Raw genomic sequence first — 18,438 nt, 5'->3', positions numbered from 1 at the left:
GCCGAAGCCGTCGGCATTGATGGTGCCGCCGCCGCGCATGTCGCGGGGTGCCCAGGACTGGGTGCGCAGGGAGTGCGGGCCGCGGGTGAGCAGGTCGCCGACGGGGATCGACGGGCCGACGTAGCCGATGTGGCGGCACATCAGCGGTCGTCCGATCGCAGGTCGCGGGCCAGGCGGAAGCCGGAGAAGATCTGGCGGCGGATGGGGTGGTCCCAGTTGCGGAAGGTGGCGCGGCAGGCCACCGGGTCCGCGCCGAAGGAGCCGCCGCGCAGCACCCGGTAGTCACCCCCGAAGAAGACCTCGGAGTATTCGCGATAGGGGAAGGCGCGGAAACCCGGATAGGGGTCGAAACCGGAGGCGGTCCACTCCCAGACGTCACCGACGAGCTGGTGGACGCCGAGCGGTGACGCACCGGCGGGATACGCGCCGACCTCCGCCGGTTCCAGGTACCGCTGCCCGAGATTGGCGGTGGCCTCGGAGGGTTCGTCCTCGCCCCACGGATAGCGCTGGGAGCGGCCGGTATTCGGATCGAATCGGGCCGCCTTCTCCCATTCCGCCTCGGTGGGCAGTCGCTTGCCCGCCCAGGTGGCGTACGCCTCGGCCTCGAACCAGCACACGTGCACCACCGGCTGCCGCGGCCGCACCGGGGCCATGGTGCCGAAAACCCTTCGCCACCACCGGCCGCCGCCGTCCTGCTCCCAGAACTGCGGTGCCACCAACCCGGCTTCGATCCGGTGCGCCCAGCCGCGCTCGGACCACAGCTCGGGCCGGTCGTAGCCGCCGTCGGCGATGAACTCCAGATACTGCTCGTTGGTGATCGGCGCGGCGTCGATGGCGAAGCCCGGCACCCACACCGGATGCGCGGGCCGCTCGTTGTCCAGTGCCCACGGATCGGTGTCTGTGCCCATGTGGAATTCGCCCGCCGGGATCACGATCTCCCCGCTCACCGGCACCCGCGCCGACGGTGCCGGTGGTGCCGAGAGCACCGCCTCCCCCGTCCGCAGCTGATGCGTAGCCAGCATGGTCTCGTCGTGCTGCTGCTCGTGCTGGGCGATCATGCCGAACGCGAACCCCTGCTCGACCAGCTCACCACCGTGTAAGGGACTGCGGTCCAGCACATCCCACACCTTGTCCCGCACGGTGCCCACGTACGTGCGGGCCTCCGACGGCGACAGCAGCGGCAGCGCCGGACGATTCGCTCGCGCGTGCTTGAACGCGTCGTACAGTTCGTCGATATCGGCGCGCACCGGCTCGCGCCCGCCCACATCGCGGACCAGCCAGAGTTCCTCCTGATTGCCGATATGCGCCAGATCCCACACCAGCGGGCTCATGATGCGCGAATGCTGGGCCACGAGTTCGGCCTCGTCCACGCAGTCGGTGAGGGCGATGGTGCGCCGCCGGGCCCGTTCCAGCACGTCGGCGATCCGTCCGCGCAGCCGTTCGGTCTCGGCGCGATCGCTGCCGGGTAGGTGAATCGTCATGAGAGAGCTCCGAATTCCTCGGTCGGGCTGATACCTCGCGCGCTGCGCCGCGCCGCCGCCGCGAGTTCCGCGGCGGCCTCGGGTGTCGCGGCGTGCGCGGCGGCGAGTTCGAGCAGTTCCACGGCGGCCGTCCGCAGTTCCGGATCGTCCAGTCCGCCGCGCGCGGCCTCGGGCCAGCGCCCGGCGGTCGGTGCGGCCACGGCCGTCGCCTCCGCCACCACGGCGGGGGTCGACAGCAGTGCCTCCACGGCGTGGATGGGCACCGTCCACCCGGCACCGGGCTGCGCGTCGATATACCGGACCTCCAGATGCCCGGAGGCCCGCACCGGCGGGAACAGCGTGGTCAGGTGGTAGTCGAGGTCGGCGAGATCGGGTCGCCGCCCGATCTCGTCGTCCAGCGCACCGCACAGCCAGTCCGCGAAGGTCGCCTCCGGTGGCGCCGACCAGTCCCCGCCGTCGCAGCGCACGCACAGCAGCGGGACATCGAGGGCCCAGCGCGCGTAACCGCTGACCGGATCCGCCCATTCGTGCACCGGCGGCCGGGTGCGCGGATTGTCCAACCGCAGCCAGGTGCGCATCCGCTGCGACGCCCACTCCCCCTGCGGCGCGCCGTGCAGCGCCGGAGAACAGGCGAAGGCGGCGACCAGCGCCGGACCGATGGTGTAGAGGGCGGTCCAGCGGGCCGAGACCTCCGCGGCATCGGCCCCCGCGTCCACGCTGACCTGGGTGGCGGCGGTATTGCACATCATGAGCAGGCCGTAGGGCCCGATACCGGCGAAGGCCCGCTCCATGGCGCGGTAACGCGGCAGCCGCAGCACCCGCCGGGCCGCGCGCTCGGCGTCGGCGGCGGCGGAATAGGTTCGGATACCTCGGAATTCGAGCAGCTCCCGCAGCAGGGAGGCGTCGTATCGCAGGCGCTCACACAGTTCCGCGGCATTCGGGAAAGGGGCGCTGGACAATTCGATCTGGCCACCCGGCTCCAGGGTGACCCGGCTTCCCCCGGGCAGTTCGACGGCCGGAGAATCGGGGGAAATGGACTGTGGCGCATAGGGTCCCAGCGCGTCCGCGAGCACAGTCGGGTCCGGACGCGAATCACGGGCCGAACACTCACCCCGGGCGGTGAGCCACTCCAGTTCGGCCCCGATGAGCGCCGGTGGACCGAGCTTGAAGCAGACACCTCCGATATACGCCTCGGCCGCGGCCCGGGAGGACAGCCCCACCTCGGGTGCGGAATCCGCACGCGCATCCGTGAGCACCGTGCCCGGCGGCTTCGTGCGGGATGCGGTCACAGCCATGTCAACCTCCGCTCTCGGGTCGGGGCGACGCACGCCGACCAAACCAGAGTAGCGACGGTGTCCGACACCAAAAGTGACGAAATGGGGAACACCGCAGGCCGGACGGTTGATTCCGAGTCACCATCATGTCTGATTCCGACCAAACGAACGGGTCTTTCCGGACCAGTCGATATGGTCGATGACATGCTGAATCTCTCCGAATTGCGCGCCGACACCCCCGGTTGCGAGGGGCAGGTATTCCTCGACAGCGCCGGCTCCTCCCTGCCGCCGCGCACGGTCGTCGACACCGCCATCGCCCATCTGCGCCGCGAAGCGGAGATCGGCGGCTACCGCGCCGCCAATGAACGCCTCGACGACCTGCACGCCGTCAAGACCGCGATCGGCGCGCTGATCAACGCCGACGCCGACGCCATCGCCCTCAGCGACAGCGCCAGCCGGGCGTGGAGCGACTTCTTCTACTCGGTGCCGCTGGGGCCGGGCGACCGCATCCTCATCTCGGGCACGGACTACGGCAGCAATGCCATCGCGGCGCTCCAGCGCGCCCGCCGCAGCGGGGCCACGGTGGAGGCCATCCCCGGTGACGGCAGCGGCCAACTCGATCTGGACGCCCTCGCGAGCATGCTGGACGAGCGGGTGAAGCTGGTGTCGCTGGTGCATGTGCCCACCAACGGCGGCCTGGTCAACCCCGTCGCCGACGCCACCCGCATCGCGCACCGGGCGGGCGCGCTGGTGCTGCTGGACGCCTGCCAGTCCACCGGGCAGCTCCCCCTCGACGTGGCCGAACTCGAGGTGGACGCGCTGTCGGCCACCGGCCGCAAATGGCTGCGCGGCCCGCGCGGCACCGGCTTCCTGTACGTGCGCCCCGAACTCGCGGCCACCATGGAACCCGGCCGCCTGGATCTGCACAGCGCCGAATGGACCGCGCCGCACGACTACCGCCTGGCCGACGGGGCGAAGCGCTTCGAGTTCTGGGAGTGCGACGTGGCCGCCCGCCTCGCCCTGGGCGCGGCCGTGCGGTACCTGCTCGACCTCGGCCCGGCCCAGGTCTACCAGGCCATCGCCGAACGCGCCGAGTACCTGCGCAAGGCACTGGCCGAGATCGGCGGTGTCACCGTGCACGACCGCGGCACCCAGCACGCGGGCATCGTGTCCTTCACCGTCGCCGGTTACGAGCCCGCGGACGTGCGCGATCGGCTCGCCGCCGAATCGGTCACCGTCACCGTGAGCCAGCGCGGATCCACCCTGCTCGATATGACCGCCCGCGACCTGCGCGCGGTGGTCCGCGCCGCGCCGCACTGCTTCGTCAGCTTCGACGACCTGGACCGATTCGTCGCAGCGGTCACGACACTCACGAAACGAACCAATCGGTAACACGCCGACGTACACCCTCCTGTTGGGCGAAACCGGGTTAACAGACCCGCGTGTCGGCGGGATAGTGGGAGTGTCCCCGACCGCGGAGACAGGGTGAGGGAGTGCGACGTGAGCCGGTTCACCGAGGAAATGTATGCGACGGCGCGGACATCGGTTCGCGGGCTGGTGACCGGTGAGCCGGATGCCCCGCTGCGCCAGACCTGGGGCGAGATCCATGCCATCGCCCGGCGAATGGCGGGCGGGCTGGCCGCCGCGGGCATCGGGCACCGGGACGCGGTGGGCGTGCTGGCGGGGATGCCGGTGGATATCGCCCCCGCCTGCCAGGCCGTCTGGATGCGCGGGGCGTCCATCACCATGCTGCACCAGCCGACGCCGCGCACCGATCTCGAACTCTGGGCGCGCGATACCGAGACGGTGCTGCGCATGATCGACGCCCGCGCCGTCGTCTTGGGCGCGCCCTTCGAGGCCGCCGCGCCGCTGCTGGTCGAACGCGGGATAGCGGTGGTGCTCATGGACGAGCTGCGCGACGGTGCGGATACCGATCCGCTGCCCACCGAGGAATCGGATATCGCATTGCAGCAGCTGACCTCCGGATCCACGGGTTCGCCCAAGGCGGTGCGGATCACGCACGGGAATTTCTTCGTCAATGCCTACGCCATGTTCGATCGGGTGAAATTCCAACTCGACGACGATGTGATGGTCAGCTGGCTGCCGCTGTTCCACGATATGGGAATGGTCGGATTCCTCAGTGTGCCGATGCAATTCGGCGCGGAAGTGGTGTGCGTGACACCGCTGGACTTCCTGCGGCGACCGATGCTGTGGGCGGAACTGATTTCCACGTATCGGGGAACCGTCACCGCGGCACCTAATTTCGCCTACTCGCTATTGGCCCGCAAACTGCGGATGGCCGCGGACGGCGCGGTGGATCTCAGCAGTGTGCGCTACATGTGGAACGGCGCGGAACCGGTCGATCCCGATACCATGGACGCCCTGGCCGCCGCGGGTAAACGGTTCGGACTCAACCCCATGGCGCTCACCCCCGTGTACGGCATGGCCGAAACCACGCTGGCCGTGTCGATTCCGGATCCCGGCCTCGGACAGGTGGTCGACATCGTCGACGCCGACCTGCTGGAGGCGATCGGCAAGGCGGTCCCCGTCCGGCATCCCGAACACCACTACGGCAATCTGCGCCGCCTGCCCACCCTCGGCTATCTGGTCGACAATCTGGAGGGCCGGGTGGTGGACGCCGACCGGCAGCCGCTGCCGGTGCGCTCGGTGGGCGTCATCGAATTGCGCGGTCCGGCGGTGACTTCCGGCTATGTCACCGTGGACGGCTTCCGCAGCGCGCAGGACGCGGACGGCTGGCTCGACACCGGCGATATCGGCTATTTCACCGAGGAGAATCTGGTGGTGGTGTGCGGCCGCATCAAGGATGTGATCATCATGGGCGGCCGCAACATCTTCCCCACCGATATCGAGCGAGCGGCCATGCGGGTCACCGGCGTTCGCCCCGGCAATGCGGTGGCGGTGCGCCTGGACGCGGGCCAGAAGCGCGAGAGCTTCGCCGTGGTGGTGGAGAGCAACGAGCACCAGCATCCGGAGGAGGTGCGGCGTATCGAGCACGAGGTGGTGCACGCCGTGTTCTCCGAGGTGGGCGTGCGCCCGCGCAGCGTGACCGTACTCGGCCCCGGGGCGCTGCCGAAGACCTCATCCGGCAAACTCCGTCGCTCCGCCACCGCCACGCTGTCCCGCCCTGCGGAATCGCCAGCGCCCGACTGAACGCCGCGAACAGTCACGCACACGCACCGACGGTCGGACGCCGAACCGATTCCGGCCGCCCCCTACCGTCCACTCCGGAATCAGCCGTCACGACGACGATCTCGATTCCGGTACTCCGGCACCGGAAGTCCGCCGATCCCCCAATCCTCCAGGGCCACTTCGTCGATCACGACGAAGGTGGTGGCCGGGTCCTTGTGCAGCACCCGGTTCAGCAGGTCGGTGACGCCCGCGATGAGCTCCGCCTTCTGCGCGCGGGTGACACCCTCATCGGTGACCTTGATGTTGACGTAGGGCATATCAGTTCTCCACGAGGTCGTAGTGGAACACCTTGGCGATGATCCGCCAGCGGCCGTCCACCTGAACGAAGGTGAGCAGATCGGTGAAATGCTTGGCCCCGAGCGCGCATTCGACGCGCGCCAGGGCGGTGACGGGACCGGCGAACTCGACCCCGAGGATGCGGTCGCGCCGCTCGTCGCCTCGGGCCGCGGGCGCTTCCCGGGCGGCGACGACCGGGAAGTACTCGTCCATGGTGAGCCGCAGCAGCGGCCCCTCGGTGGCGGTGGCGTAGATCGCCTGCGGATGGAAGACCCGGTCCAGCAGGGCGGTATCACCGTAGTAGAGCCCGTCGAAGTACAGCCGCAGCGCCTCCCGGATACCCGCCTCGGCACCGCCGCCCGCCGCCGCGTGATCTCGTGCCCGGTCGCCGCCGGAGGTCGCCGTTCTCCCGGTGCTCATGAGCCGACCCGCGCAAGCGAGCGGTCGCCCGTCCACCGCATCGCCGCGGCGGCGACGCGTCGGCCCAGGTGTTCGGCGGTCGCGAGATCGCCCGGCCCTGGCGCGATCTCGGGGGCGGCGTCGGCGGGCGCGTGCGCCATGGCCCCGAGGAAGCCGCCGATGCGGTTGAGGTCGTCGGCGGATTCGAAGTCGCCGGGCAGCAGGCCGAGCCCCACCCACACCATGCCGTGCTGCATGGCGAACAGCGCCAGCGCCTGCAAGGTCGCCAGTTTGTCGCCGCTCACCCCCGCCGAGGTGGTGAATCCCGCCGCCAGCTTGTCCCGCCACTGCTGCCGCGCCCACCGGCCCGACGTCGCGTCCAGGAACGCCTTGAAGGGAGCCGACGGTCCGCCCATGTAGGTGGGGGTGCCGAAGATGATGGCGTCGGCGGCGTCGATGGCGGCCCAGGCGGAGTCGTACTCGTCGACGGAAACGAGGGTGACCTCGGTGCCCGGTACCGCCGCCGCGCCCCGGCGTACGGCCTCGGCCTGCTGGCGGGTGTGGCCGAAGCCGCTGTGGTAGACGACGGCGATGGTGCTCATACGCGTTCCTTTCAACTGGTGGTGAGATCAACGCTAGGAACCGCACAGCGATAACACCACGACATAGTTTGGATATCGGATATAAGCTGAAGTTATGGATGTCGATATCCGCGATCTCGAACTGCTGGAGGCGCTCGGCAGCCACGGCACCCTGACCGCGGCCGCCCGCCACCTCTACGTCAGCCAGCCCGCACTGAGTCAGCGGCTGCTACGCCTGGAGGACCGCCTCGGCCTGCCGCTGTTCGACCGGCGCGGACGGAATCTGGTGCCCAACGACGCCGGTCGGCGCATGCTCCAGGCCGCCGGGAGCGCTCTCGGCGAATTACGTTCGGCGCGTATGGATCTGCTCGAACTCGGCGCGGGCCGCACCCGGCCGGTGCGCATCGCCTCCCAGTGCGCGGCCAGCTACGAGTGGATGCCGTTGGTGCTCACCCGTTTTCGCCAGCGCATGCCCGACGCCGAGGTTCGCATCGAAACCGTGCGCGATGACGAGATGATCGACGCGCTGCTCGAGGATCGGCTCGATGTCGCCATGATCGCCAAACTGGATCGCCGCATGGACCGAGTGCGGCTGGAGCGGTTGTTCGACGACGAGATGCGCGCGGTGGTGGCGGCTCATCATCCATGGGCGCGGCGCGATCACGTCACCGTGGCCGATTTCGACGACGTGCACCTGGTGCTACCGGATTCCTATGATCAGCAACGGATTCCGGCGCCACCGCTGCCGGTGCCGGAGGGCGCGCGCTACGGTCGGCTGACCACGGTGGCGACCGGATTCGATGTGATCATCGAACTCGTCGCGGCGGGCGATTCGGTGACGGTCATGCCCGCCTGGGTGGCCGAGCGGACGCGCGAGCGCAGTGATGTGACAGCGGTCCGTGTGGGAGCCGTACCGGAGCGGCGCACCTGGTATTGCGCCACCCGGCACGATGAGACATCCGCGCCCGTAGAGACTTTCGTGGAGCTGGTGATCGAGCAGATGGGAAGACGCTGATCCGGTCGAGCCCGACCGAACGGGCCCGGCCCATCAGTCCCGGCCCAAGAACCCCCGACCGATCGACTCAGTGCAGCTGGTTCTGCGCCGGTTCCAGGCCGACGCGCAGCAGCAGTTCCACCGCGTCGGCGGCCTGCTCGACGATCACCGGGACCTCTTTGCGCTCCGGGCCGGAGAAGGGCTTCAACACGAAATCGGCGGGGTCCTGACGGCCGGGCGGACGGCCGATGCCGAAGCGCACCCGCAGATAGTCCTTGGTGGTGAGCGACTGGGAGACCGAACGCAGGCCGTTGTGGCCGCCCTCGCCGCCCCCTCGCTTCAAACGCACCGTGCCGAACGGCAGATCGAGTTCGTCGTGCACCACGATGACCTCGGTCGCGGGCACGGAGAAGAAGCGGGCCAGCGCGGCGACCGGGCGACCGGACAGGTTCATGAAGGTGCGCGGCTTGGCGATCAGCACCTTGCGCCCGTCCAGGCGCGCCTCCAACAGGTCGGCGCCGGACTTCTTGTGCACGGTGAAACGACCGCCGACGCGCCCCGCGAGCACGTCGGCGACCAGGAAACCGACATTGTGCCGGGTGCGCTCGTACTCGGGTCCGGGATTACCCAGTCCGACCACCAGCGCGGGCCCGGCTGTTGCCTCGGTCATGTGAACCGTTGCGGAGCAGTATTACTCGGCGGCTTCGGCGGCAGCCTCGCCCTCGGCCTCGGCTTCGCCCTCGGCGGCCTCGGCGGCGGGGGCGGCGATGATGTTGACGATCAGCGCATCGGCATCACCGGCCAGGGTGACGCCCTTGGGCAGCTCGATGCGGCCGGCGGTGATCTGGGTGCCGGCCTCGATGCCCTCGACGGAGACCTCGATGGACTCGGGCAGCTTCATGGCGTCGGCCTCGACCGAGAGAACGGTGGCCTCCTGGGTGACCAGGGTGCCCGCGGCGGCCTCGCCGACCAGGGTGACGTGCACGTCGGCGACGACGCGCTCACCGCGCTTGATGACCAGCAGGTCGGCGTGCTCGATGTAGCGGCGGATCGGGTGCACGACCACCGACTTGGTCATCGCCAGCTGCTTCTTGCCCGCGATGTCCAGGCTCAGGATGGCGTTGGTGCCGTGCTCACGCAGGATGGCGGCGAACGCCTGGGCGTTCACGGCCAGATGCTGCGGATCGGAGTTGTGGCCGTACAGCACGGCGGGAACATTGCCGTCGCGACGGGTGCGACGCGCGGCGCCCTTGCCGAACTCGGTGCGTACGGTGGCTTCGAGAAGGTTGGCGTCGGACATGAGAGGTCTACTCCTACGGCTCGGACTCTGTCGGCTGCACACCAGGGGACCCATCCCCGGTTGGTGTTGGTCTGCTCGTCCGGCAAGGGAGAACGAACATGGACGGCCGATAGCCGAGCCGCGTCGATCACGGTGGGCACAGGTGCCAACACCCTCGCCGAGACAACCCGAAGAGATTAACACGCGCCGAACGCACCCCGAAAACGCACCCCCGTCCCGGGACATGCCACACGCGCCACTTCGAAGCCTAGATCCCTCGCGCGCGACCCGCACCCCGAATTTCTCAACCGGTCGGTCTCTTCACCGCGCACCCGTCCGCCCACCCCGTATCGCCACCGCACCGTCGCCCCCATCTCGCGTACCTTTCCGGCCGCATGGCACACCGCCATCCCGCCCGCTGCGCACGACAAGTGCGGCGACCCTATCCCCCCGGCGTGCCGTCACCGCATGCCCCGCCCGGCCCCGGCGGACAGCGGAAACGCCCGCTGTCCACGCCCGCTCGCGGGATCCAGGCCCGGGATCGGCGCGGCCTAGAATCGCGGGGGTGAGTATGGCGCGCCTGGGATCCATCACCCTCGACTGCGATGACCCCGCCGCACTGGCGACCTTCTGGTCCACACTGCTCGGCGGGGAGATCACCTACTCCACCGCGACCGTCGCGGTGGCCCGGGTCGGCGATCTGCTGATATCCGCGACCCGCGTCGAGGACTACCGCCCGCCCACCTGGCCCGAGGACGCCCTGCCCAAGCAGATCCACCTGGACCTCGGCGCGGACGACCTCGACGCCGCGGAAGCCGAAGCCGTCCTGGCCGGCGCCACCCCGGTCGCGAAACAACCCGCCCCCGAACGCTTCCGCGTACTCCTCGACCCAGCCGGCCACCCCTTCTGCCTCACCCTGACCGCCAACCTCACCCGGCTCGGCCTCCACCCCCGCCCCTCCTCGCACGCAGGGGGAACCGGTGGCGGCGGCGGCCCAGTAGACCCCGCCACCAGTTCCCCCTGATCTTCTCGGGGGGGCGAGGAGTCCAGCCCACGGGCGGGATGGTGGTCCGGGGCCGCTACCCTGGAGCGGTTGCCGATGCCTCGAAGGAGCTCCCGTGACTTCCCCGACCACCCCGACCGACGCCGTCCCGCGACGGTTGGCCGACGAGGTCGCGCGGCGGCGAACCTTCGCGGTGATCTCGCATCCCGACGCCGGTAAGTCCACGCTGACCGAGGCTCTCGCCCTGCACGCCAAGGTGATCTCCGAGGCCGGAGCCATCCACGGCAAGTCCGGGCGCAAGTCGACCGTCTCCGACTGGATGGAGATGGAGAAGGCGCGCGGCATCTCGGTCAGCTCGACCGCCCTGCAGTTCGAGTACGGCGACTGCGTGATCAATCTGGTGGACACCCCTGGCCACTCCGACTTCTCCGAGGACACCTATCGCGTACTCACCGCGGTCGATGCCGCGGTCATGCTCATCGACGCCGCCAAGGGCCTGGAACCGCAGACGCTCAAGCTGTTCCAGGTGGCGCGCGACCGCGGCATCCCGGTCGTCACCGTGATCAACAAGTGGGACCGGCCGGGTCAGGCCCCCCTCGAACTGCTCGACGAGATCGTGGACCGGATCGGCCTCACCCCCACGCCGCTGTTCCTGCCGGTCGGTATCGCGGGTGACTTCCGCGGCCTGCTGCGGCGCGGCGAGGAGGGCGCTCCCGTCGAGTACATCCACTTCACCCGCACCGCGGGCGGCGCGACCATCGCGCCCGAGGAGCACTACACCCCGGAGCAGGCCCTCGAGCGCGAAGGCGATGTCTGGGTGACCGCCGCCGAGGAGAGCGAACTGCTCTCCGCCGCGGGTCAGGACCACGACCAGGAGCTGTTCCTCGCGGGCCACACCTCCCCCGTCATCTACGCCTCCGCCATGCTGAATTTCGGTGTGCGCCAACTGCTCGAGACGCTGGTGCGGCTCGCCCCGCCGCCCGCCGCCCGCAAAGACGTGACGGGCACGCCACGCGAGACCACCGATCCGTTCAGCGCCGTGGTGTTCAAGGTGCAGGCCGGAATGGATACCGCGCACCGCGACCGGCTGGCCTTCATGCGCGTGGTCTCCGGCGAATTCGAGCGCGGCATGGTGGTGACGCACGCCCAGACCGGCCGCCCCTTCGCCACCAAGTACGCGCTCACCGTCTTCGGCCGCGAACGCACCACCGTCGACACCGCGTACCCGGGCGATGTGGTCGGCCTCGTCAACGCCAACGCGCTGGCCCCGGGCCACACCCTCTTCGCCGGGAAGAAGGTGGAGTTCCCGCCCATCCCGTCCTTCGCGCCGGAGCACTTCGCCACCCTGCGCGCCCGGAGCGCGGGCAAGTACAAGCAGTTCCGCAAGGCCATCGACCAGCTCGACTCCGAGGGCGTGGTGCAGGTGCTGCGCAATGACGTGCGCGGCGACGCCACCCCGGTGCTGGCCGCCGTCGGGCCGATGCAGTTCGAGGTCGTCACCGCCCGCATGCAGGCGGAATTCAATGTCGAGACCCAGCTCGACCGCCTCCCCTACTCGCTGGCCCGCCGCACCGACGCCGAATCGGCCCCGGAGTTGGCCCGCCAGCGCGGCGTGGAGGTGTTCACCCGCAGCGACGGCGTCCTGCTGGCGCTGTTCGGCGACAAGTGGAAGTTGCAGTACATCCAGAAGGAGCTGCCGAAACTCACGCTGGAGCCCCTGGTCGCGGGCGCGGAGTAGGCTCGCCCGCCATTGCCCGCCGCCGGTTGAATGAGAGCGCTGGCCGTCGGCGCGACGGGCGGTCGGTCAGCCCACTTGGTCGCCTCAGGCGGTGAGAGCGCGAGCAGTCGGCACGACCGGAGATCGCTCAGCCCACGGTCACCTCAGGCGAGTGAGAGCGCGAGCAGTCGGCACGACAGGCGGCCGCTCAGCCCATGGTCGCCTCCGGCGGGCTGGGCTCGGTGCGGTTGGCGTCCGCGGGTTCGCGGGCGATGAGCCCCCAGCGGCTGGAGGTGAGCCGCAGGCTGGGCAGATCGGACAGCGACAGCACCACCTCGTAGGTGCGTTCGTAGCCGGTGTGCGCGATCCGCCAGACCCCGTCCTCGCACTTCACGTACTCGTCGGTGTAGAAGGCCGCCCCGCGTAGCAGCATATTGTGGCCGGGAATGAGCACCGTGTCGGCCAGGTACCAGGTGCCGGTGGCGGTATCGCCGTCGACGTCGATCTCCGGGTGGTCGCAGCGGTGTTCGGTGATGACGTGTGGTCCGAGCGTGTTCCGCATGAAGGCGAGGAAGGCGTCGCGGGACTCGAACTGCAGGTACTCGCTGTAGGTGGCGGTCGCCTCCGGGACCATGGTGTCGGCGAACTCGTCCCACGCCTTGGTGTCCAGGGCGCGCAGGTAGCGGAACTTCAGCCGGCTGATCGCGGCGACGGCATCGGCGTCCATACCTCCCACAATCCCATCACGGATACGGGATTCTCGCCGATTGGCGCAGATCTGTACCGATTCGCTATCGCCCCGGCATCCCAGCGGTATCGAATGCCGGATCGGCGGTCACGAGTCGATGCTGAAGCAGGTGTGGCAGAAGTCCTCGCCGAACTCGGTCAGCCGCAGACTCTTCCGCACGATCTTGGGCACCCGTCCGGCCTTCTTCAGGGCCGCCTCCACCACCGGCTGCACCTCGAGCACCATGTAGCGGCTCAGCACCACCGGATCGTCGGAGGTCATGGTGAGGCCCAGCCGGTTCAGGTTGATCAGATAGAGGCGCGATCGGTCCGGATAGCGCACGCCCGCCTGCTCGGGGACCGAGGTCAGATCGCCCGCGACCAGCTCCGAACCGATGCCGAGCGGCCGGTTGGTGCGCACGTCCACCGACGGCTGCGGGCCGTTCAAGGCCATGAACCGCAGGATGCGCGCCTCGTCGGGGGCCAGCTCGTCGAGGATGCGGTCGTAGGCCGGATGCACGTCCTCGGTGAAGTACACATCCGCCGAGCGCGCCAGCAGCGCGTCGCCGCGGCGACGCAGATCGTCCGCGCTGGCCGAGCGGATGAGGCTGCCGTTGACGGGCAGCGCCTGCTGCGCCGGCCCCGCGGGTGTGGGCACATAACTGACGATCTCGCGCACCGACCCCTCGGTGACGCCGAGCGCGCTGCGCGCGATGGACCGCAGCGCCGCCCCCGTGCGCTCGGCGATATCGGCCGACGACTCGCCGTCCAACGCGGCCTGAGTGAGCTGCTTGGTGATCTCGAACGAGGTGTCGACCGCCCACTGCCCGCTGCGCACCGCCGTGCCGACCGCCAGTCCGGCAGCGCGGAAGGCCCCGCGAATCAGCCGCGCCTCATTGCTGATCTGACGCTGCTCCACATCCGAGCTGCGCTCCACGGCACGGGAACCCGGACGGACCACCGCGTGCCCGGTCCTGTCGTCTGCCACGTCTACTCCGAAGTTCGCCAGGTGAACGAAACCGTTCACAGATTATGCCGCCGACAGACCCCAGGCACGGTGAACCGGTCAGCCATGCGAAGGCTACCCCGTCCTCGCCCGGCGACACCCGCCCAACATGACCCCCGACACCGTCAACCGAATGGGATATGGCTGTGGTCCCCGCCATTGTGGCGGCAGCGTCCGCGCGACGACACATCGGGGTGGGTGTTTGTGACCGAGATCTCGGCGCGGGCGAACCCGCGGGTGGACCCGCTACCTGAATCGACAGTAAGGTCCGACTGCCGACGGGGTGCTAACTTGAGCGTGCCGGTACAGCGGCTCGTACCGGTAGGGGTCGGCAGGAGGGTGTCGTGCTAGAGAGTGTTTTCGGAATCCACCCGACCATTCTGCTGGAGATCATTACTATTCCGTTGTTCACGGGGGTCATCGGCTACATCACCAACTGGACCGGTGTGCTGATGCTGTTCAAACCGCTCAACTTCCACGGCATCCGGATGCCTGGGTTGGCGGCGTTGTTTCCGTACCTGCCCAAGCGAATTCAGGTGCTGCCACTGCTGCAGTACGACGGGCGGATGGGCTGGCAGGGGATCGTTCCGTCACGTGCGGACAAGATGGCGTCCATCGCGGTGGACAAGGGGTTGGCCAAACTCGGGAGCGTAGCGGACTTCTATCGGGAACTGGAACCCGACAAACTGGCTGAACATCTGACCGAAATAGCGGAAGTTCAGATCCGCGACATCGTTGAAGAGATCTTGAAGCGGGAACATCCGCAACTCTGGTACAACCTGCCCACGCAGGTTCGGGAGCTGATTCACGAACGCGTCCGGCAGCAGCTGCCCGAGATTCTGCGGGAGCTCACCGATGAACTCGGCGCCAACATCGATCAACTGCTCGACGTCAAGCAGATGGTGATTCGCTACTTCCAAGCGCGGCCGCAGTTGCTGAACAGTGTTTTCCAGGTGCTGGGCGCCAAGGAACTGCGGTTCATGCAGAATTTCGGCTTCTACTTCGGCGCACCCATGGGCCTGGTCCTGGTCGCCATCCTGCAGACCGGCCGGATCTACGAGATCGGCTGGCTGAACACCTGGGTGGTGCTCCCCATCGGCGGCGTCATCATCGGCTGGGTGGTGAACTGGGTGGGCATCAACCTGATCTTCGAACCCGCCTACCCGAAGTGGTGGTGCCCGTGGCGACAGGGCCTGCTGATCAAGCGACAGCCCGAAATCACCGAGGGTTATGCGGAATTGGTATCGCGGGAGATCATGACCGTGGCCAATATCGGTGACGAGCTGCTCAACGGCCCGCGCTCGGACCGGACCGTACAGATGCTGGAGGACATGCTGCGCCCGGCCGCCGACCGGGCGCTCGGTCCGGCCAAGGGCGCGGTCAAGTTCATGCTCGGCAGCCGCGAGTACGACACCCTCCAGTCGACCCTCACCGCCGAGGCCACGCGCATCGCGCCCATCGCCTTCGCCGACCCGTCGTTCAATGTGCAACAGGGCAAACAGGTCTCGGAGTACATCGCCAAACAAATGTCGGCGCTGAGCCCGCCCGAGTTCGTGGACATGCTGCGATCGGCCATCAAACAAGACGAATGGCTTTTGTTCGTCCATGGCGGCGCGCTCGGGCTGCTCGCGGGCTACGCTCACATCCTGGTCTTCGGAACAGGAGTAGCGACCACATGGATCTGAGCGAATCCGATGCGGACGGCGACGATCGGGAGTACTCGACCGAACTCGCCGTACGACCGACACCTCCCGTACCGGTCGTGCCGGAACCCGAGCGCACCAGCACCGTGCGCACCACCACCGGCGTGGTGCGAGTGGCGTGGTCCGCGCTGACGGAGGTGACGGCCTGGGGCGTCGGCACCGCGCTCGGCGTCACCGGGACCGTACTGCGCGGCAGCATGTCCGGGCAGCCGCCCCGCACCATCCTGACCGAAGCCGGTGCGCAGGTGCGGGATTCACTACGGCAGGCGCTCGGGGTGCATCCCACGCCCGGACCGGAGCCGGTGCCCGATACCGCCACGGTCACCGCCCTGCGGGCGCGCGGAGCCGAACTCCTACGGCAGTCGGCCGACCTGCACGGGGCCGAGGAGAGCCATCCCGCCTACGCCCGCATTCTCGGTGAGCTGGCCCCCGACGAGGCCCGGATAGTTCGATTCCTCTACCTGGACGGGCCGCAGCCCGCCATGGACATCCGCGTCAGCCGCACCGCCGGTACCCGCGGCGGCTGGTTCAACCTGCTCGGTGAGGACGCGGGCCTGCGCTACCCCAACCGCACCGACGAATACCTCACCAATCTGCGCCGTCTGGGCCTGATCGACCTGGGCCGCGAACCGCTCGGCAACCCCAACCGGTACCAGCTGCTGGAGGCCCTCCCCGAGGCGCGAAAGCTGCTGAAGCGGACCGGTTTCGGAACCAAGGTCCTCTACCGCACCATCGAGCTCACCAGCTTCGGCGGCGGCTTCGTGCGCACCTGCCTCCCGGTCCCCAGCCTGGACCAGGCGCTGTAGGTCGCCACCGAAAGCCCGCCACGGTTCCGCCGCCACCCCACCGTCGTTCGCGGCAGCAGCCGACCGGAGCGGCCCACGGCGACATTGCCAAGCGGCTGCCGGTATCTGGCAGACGCTCGAAGGCCACCGCCCGCGGTCGCCACCGATGAGCGGCCGGGGGGACGTGTGATCGGCTGCCTCAGGCGGGTGATCGGCTGGCTCAGGCGTTGTCGGCCAGTTCGAGCCAGCGTTCCTCCGCCGCGTCCTTCTCCGCCTGCACCTGCTTCAGCTCGCCGCCCAGGGTGATGAGCTTGTCCGGGTCGGTGGCCGCCGCGGCGAGGGCGGTGTGCAGCTTCTGCTCGCGTTCGGTGAGCTTCTCGATGGAACGTTCCAGTTTGGCGAGCTCCTTGCGGGCGGCGCGGTAGGCGGCCGCATCCGTGGTGGGAGCCGTGGTATTCGCCTGAGCGGCGGGTTTGGCGGGGGTGTTCCTGGCCTCGGTCGAGGCGGCGCGCTTGCGCAGGTACTCCTCGATGCCGCCGGGCAGATTGGTGAGCTTGCCGTCGCCGAACAGCGCCCAGGTGGAATCGCAGATGCGCTCGATCAGGTAGCGGTCGTGGGAGATCACCACCAGGGTGCCCGGCCAGTTGTCGAGCAGATCCTCGAGCTGTTGCAGGGTGTCGATGTCGAGGTCGTTGGTGGGCTCGTCGAGCAGCAGCACATTCGGTTCGCTCATCAGAATGCGGGTGAGCTGCAACCGACGCCGCTCACCGCCGGAGAGGTCGCCGACCGGCGTGCGCTGCTTGGCCGGGGTGAAGCCCAGCCGCTCGGCCAGTTGACCGGCCGAGATCTCCTTGTCACCCAGCATCATTCGCTGCGCGACATCCTGCACCGCCTCCAGCACCCGCATACCCAGCGGCAGGTCGTCGAGTTCCTGGCGCAGCCAGCCGATGCGGACGGTCTGCCCCTGAATCCGCTTACCCGCCTTCGGGTCCGCGTCACCGGCCAGGGCGCGCAGCAGCGTGGTCTTGCCGGAGCCGTTGACGCCGACCAGGCCCACCCGCTCACCGGGCGCGAGCCGCCAGGTCAGATCGCGCACCAGCTCCCGATCGTCGGGGGTGGCGAGGGTGACGTCCTCGAGCTCGATCACCACGCGGCCCAGGCGTTTACGCGCGAAGGAGGCCAGTTCGACGGTGTCGCGCGGCGGCGGCACATCGGCGATGAGCGCCTCGGCGGCCTCCACCCGGTAACGCGGCTTGGAGGTGCGCGCCTGCGGGCCGCGCCGCAGCCACGCCAGTTCCTTGCGGGCCAGATTCTGCCGCCGCGCCTCGGCGGCGTCGGCCTGCCGGGCCCGTTCGGCGCGCGCGAAGATCCAGTCGTTGTAACCGCCCTCATAGGTCTCCACCTTGCCGCCCACCACCTCCCACGTGCGGGTGGCGACGGTGTCGAGGAACCAGCGGTCGTGGGTGACGACCACGAGCGCGCTGCGCCGGGCCAGCAGATGCCGGGCCAGCCACTGCACGCCCTCCACGTCGAGGTGGTTGGTGGGCTCGTCCAGCACCAGCAGATCGAGATCGCGCACCAGCGCGGCGGCCAGTGCGACCCGGCGGCGTTCGCCGCCGGAGAGATTCGTGACGAGCGTGTCCATGCCCAGGTCGGCGATTCCGATGCCCTCGACCACCGAGCGAATCCGCGGATCGGACGCCCACTCGTGCTCGGCCACGACGTCCGGGCCGCCCGGCGCGCGACCGGCATCTCCCGTCGAACCGCCGGACGATGCCCACGCCGCCCGGTCTTCCGCCAGCCCGGCCAGCACCACCTCGCCGACCGTCGCCCCGTCCGGCAGCACCCCGCGCTGCGTGACCACCGCCATGCGCAGCCCGCCCATGCGGCTCACCCGGCCGCTGTCGGGCTGCTCGATCCCGGTCAGCACCTCCAGCAGCGTGGTCTTGCCGCCGCCGTTGAGGCCGACGACCCCGATCCGGTCCCCCTCGTGGATGCCGAGCG

The 18,438-nt window shown here is 69.2% G+C and carries 17 protein-coding genes and 1 pseudogene; 7 read left to right on the top strand and 11 right to left on the bottom strand.

Annotated features, from left to right (window positions below; translation table 11 throughout):
- From QK444_RS13985 to egtA, 3 genes and pseudogenes are all read right to left on the bottom strand, one after another.
- Positions 1–141, bottom strand: a pseudogene (locus QK444_RS13985) (ergothioneine biosynthesis protein EgtC); the annotation flags it as partial.
- A complete protein-coding gene (egtB, locus tag QK444_RS13980; RefSeq protein WP_282780433.1) occupies positions 141–1,481 on the bottom strand; it encodes an ergothioneine biosynthesis protein EgtB in 1,341 nt (446 codons plus the stop codon). The gene egtB and the pseudogene QK444_RS13985, both read right to left, overlap by 1 nt.
- A complete protein-coding gene (gene egtA / locus QK444_RS13975; RefSeq protein WP_282780431.1) occupies positions 1,478–2,776 on the bottom strand; it encodes an ergothioneine biosynthesis glutamate--cysteine ligase EgtA in 1,299 nt (432 codons plus the stop codon). The genes egtB and egtA overlap by 4 nt, the downstream gene beginning before the upstream one ends.
- A gap of 183 nt (positions 2,777–2,959) precedes the next feature.
- On the opposite strand from egtA, the gene QK444_RS13970 reads away from it, so the two are divergent.
- Positions 2,960–4,147: an aminotransferase class V-fold PLP-dependent enzyme gene (locus QK444_RS13970; protein WP_282780429.1), complete on the top strand. Its 1,188-nt coding sequence runs from the start codon at positions 2,960–2,962 to the stop codon at positions 4,145–4,147.
- A 108-nt stretch (positions 4,148–4,255) separates the two neighbouring features.
- A complete protein-coding gene (locus QK444_RS13965; RefSeq protein WP_282780427.1) occupies positions 4,256–5,926 on the top strand; it encodes a fatty acyl-AMP ligase in 1,671 nt (556 codons plus the stop codon).
- An 80-nt stretch (positions 5,927–6,006) separates the two neighbouring features.
- Here QK444_RS13965 and QK444_RS13960 read toward each other — a convergent pair whose 3' ends face one another.
- From QK444_RS13960 to QK444_RS13950, 3 genes are read right to left on the bottom strand one after another with little or no spacing between them, the layout of a single operon-like run.
- Complete coding sequence (locus tag QK444_RS13960) at positions 6,007–6,222, bottom strand: 4-oxalocrotonate tautomerase family protein (protein WP_282780424.1); 216 nt, start codon at positions 6,220–6,222, stop codon at positions 6,007–6,009.
- 1 nt (position 6,223) lies between these two features.
- On the bottom strand, positions 6,224–6,661 hold the full coding sequence (locus tag QK444_RS13955) for a nuclear transport factor 2 family protein (RefSeq protein ID WP_282780422.1): 438 nt from the start codon (positions 6,659–6,661) through the stop codon (positions 6,224–6,226).
- Complete coding sequence (locus QK444_RS13950; RefSeq protein ID WP_282780420.1) at positions 6,658–7,242, bottom strand: flavodoxin family protein; 585 nt, start codon at positions 7,240–7,242, stop codon at positions 6,658–6,660. The genes QK444_RS13955 and QK444_RS13950 overlap by 4 nt, the downstream gene beginning before the upstream one ends.
- Positions 7,243–7,336: 94 nt before the next feature.
- Here QK444_RS13950 and QK444_RS13945 point away from each other — a divergent pair, with 94 nt between their 5' ends.
- Positions 7,337–8,236, top strand: a complete 900-nt coding sequence (locus QK444_RS13945) for a LysR family transcriptional regulator (protein ID WP_282780418.1) — start codon at positions 7,337–7,339, stop codon at positions 8,234–8,236.
- Between the two features lie 67 nt (positions 8,237–8,303).
- Here QK444_RS13945 and pth read toward each other — a convergent pair whose 3' ends face one another.
- Together pth and QK444_RS13935 are read right to left on the bottom strand one after the other, a co-directional pair.
- Positions 8,304–8,885 (bottom strand): aminoacyl-tRNA hydrolase, encoded by a 582-nt coding sequence (gene pth, locus QK444_RS13940; RefSeq protein WP_143979369.1) that lies wholly within the window; start codon positions 8,883–8,885, stop codon positions 8,304–8,306.
- A gap of 21 nt (positions 8,886–8,906) precedes the next feature.
- Positions 8,907–9,515 carry a 50S ribosomal protein L25/general stress protein Ctc gene (locus QK444_RS13935; RefSeq protein ID WP_282780415.1) on the bottom strand — a complete coding sequence of 203 codons (609 nt, stop codon included), beginning with the start codon at positions 9,513–9,515 and terminating at the stop codon, positions 8,907–8,909.
- Positions 9,516–10,065: 550 nt separating this feature from the next.
- Between QK444_RS13935 and QK444_RS13930 the strand changes: the two genes are divergently transcribed.
- On the top strand, positions 10,066–10,518 hold the full coding sequence (locus QK444_RS13930) for a VOC family protein (protein ID WP_282780435.1): 453 nt from the start codon (positions 10,066–10,068) through the stop codon (positions 10,516–10,518).
- A 94-nt stretch (positions 10,519–10,612) separates the two neighbouring features.
- Positions 10,613–12,235, top strand: coding sequence for a peptide chain release factor 3 (locus tag QK444_RS13925; RefSeq protein ID WP_282780413.1), 1,623 nt, complete (start codon positions 10,613–10,615; stop codon positions 12,233–12,235).
- 187 nt (positions 12,236–12,422) lie between these two features.
- Here the strand turns inward: QK444_RS13925 and QK444_RS13920 are convergent, their stop codons facing one another.
- A complete protein-coding gene (locus QK444_RS13920; protein ID WP_282780411.1) occupies positions 12,423–12,941 on the bottom strand; it encodes a nuclear transport factor 2 family protein in 519 nt (172 codons plus the stop codon).
- 108 nt (positions 12,942–13,049) lie between these two features.
- The gene (locus QK444_RS13915; RefSeq protein ID WP_282780409.1) at positions 13,050–13,928 is read right to left on the bottom strand and encodes an Abi-alpha family protein; all 879 of its coding nucleotides are present in this window, start codon (positions 13,926–13,928) and stop codon (positions 13,050–13,052) included.
- 362 nt (positions 13,929–14,290) lie between these two features.
- Here QK444_RS13915 and QK444_RS13910 point away from each other — a divergent pair, with 362 nt between their 5' ends.
- Both QK444_RS13910 and QK444_RS13905 read left to right on the top strand, forming a co-directional pair.
- Positions 14,291–15,631 carry a hypothetical protein gene (locus QK444_RS13910; RefSeq protein ID WP_143979365.1) on the top strand — a complete coding sequence of 447 codons (1,341 nt, stop codon included), beginning with the start codon at positions 14,291–14,293 and terminating at the stop codon, positions 15,629–15,631.
- On the top strand, positions 15,622–16,455 hold the full coding sequence (locus tag QK444_RS13905) for an Abi-alpha family protein (protein ID WP_282780406.1): 834 nt from the start codon (positions 15,622–15,624) through the stop codon (positions 16,453–16,455). Before QK444_RS13910 ends, QK444_RS13905 begins: the two co-directional genes overlap by 10 nt.
- 199 nt (positions 16,456–16,654) lie before the next feature.
- Here the strand turns inward: QK444_RS13905 and QK444_RS13900 are convergent.
- On the bottom strand, positions 16,655–18,438 hold a 1,784-nt coding region (locus QK444_RS13900), incomplete at its 5' end, for an ABC-F family ATP-binding cassette domain-containing protein (RefSeq protein WP_282780404.1).

It is taken from the genome of Nocardia sp. CC201C, assembly GCF_030010695.1.
Taxonomy (GTDB): domain Bacteria; phylum Actinomycetota; class Actinomycetes; order Mycobacteriales; family Mycobacteriaceae; genus Nocardia; species Nocardia otitidiscaviarum.
The sequence above is the reverse complement of the archived record's forward strand: the minus strand, read 5'-3'. Positions and strand labels throughout refer to the sequence as shown.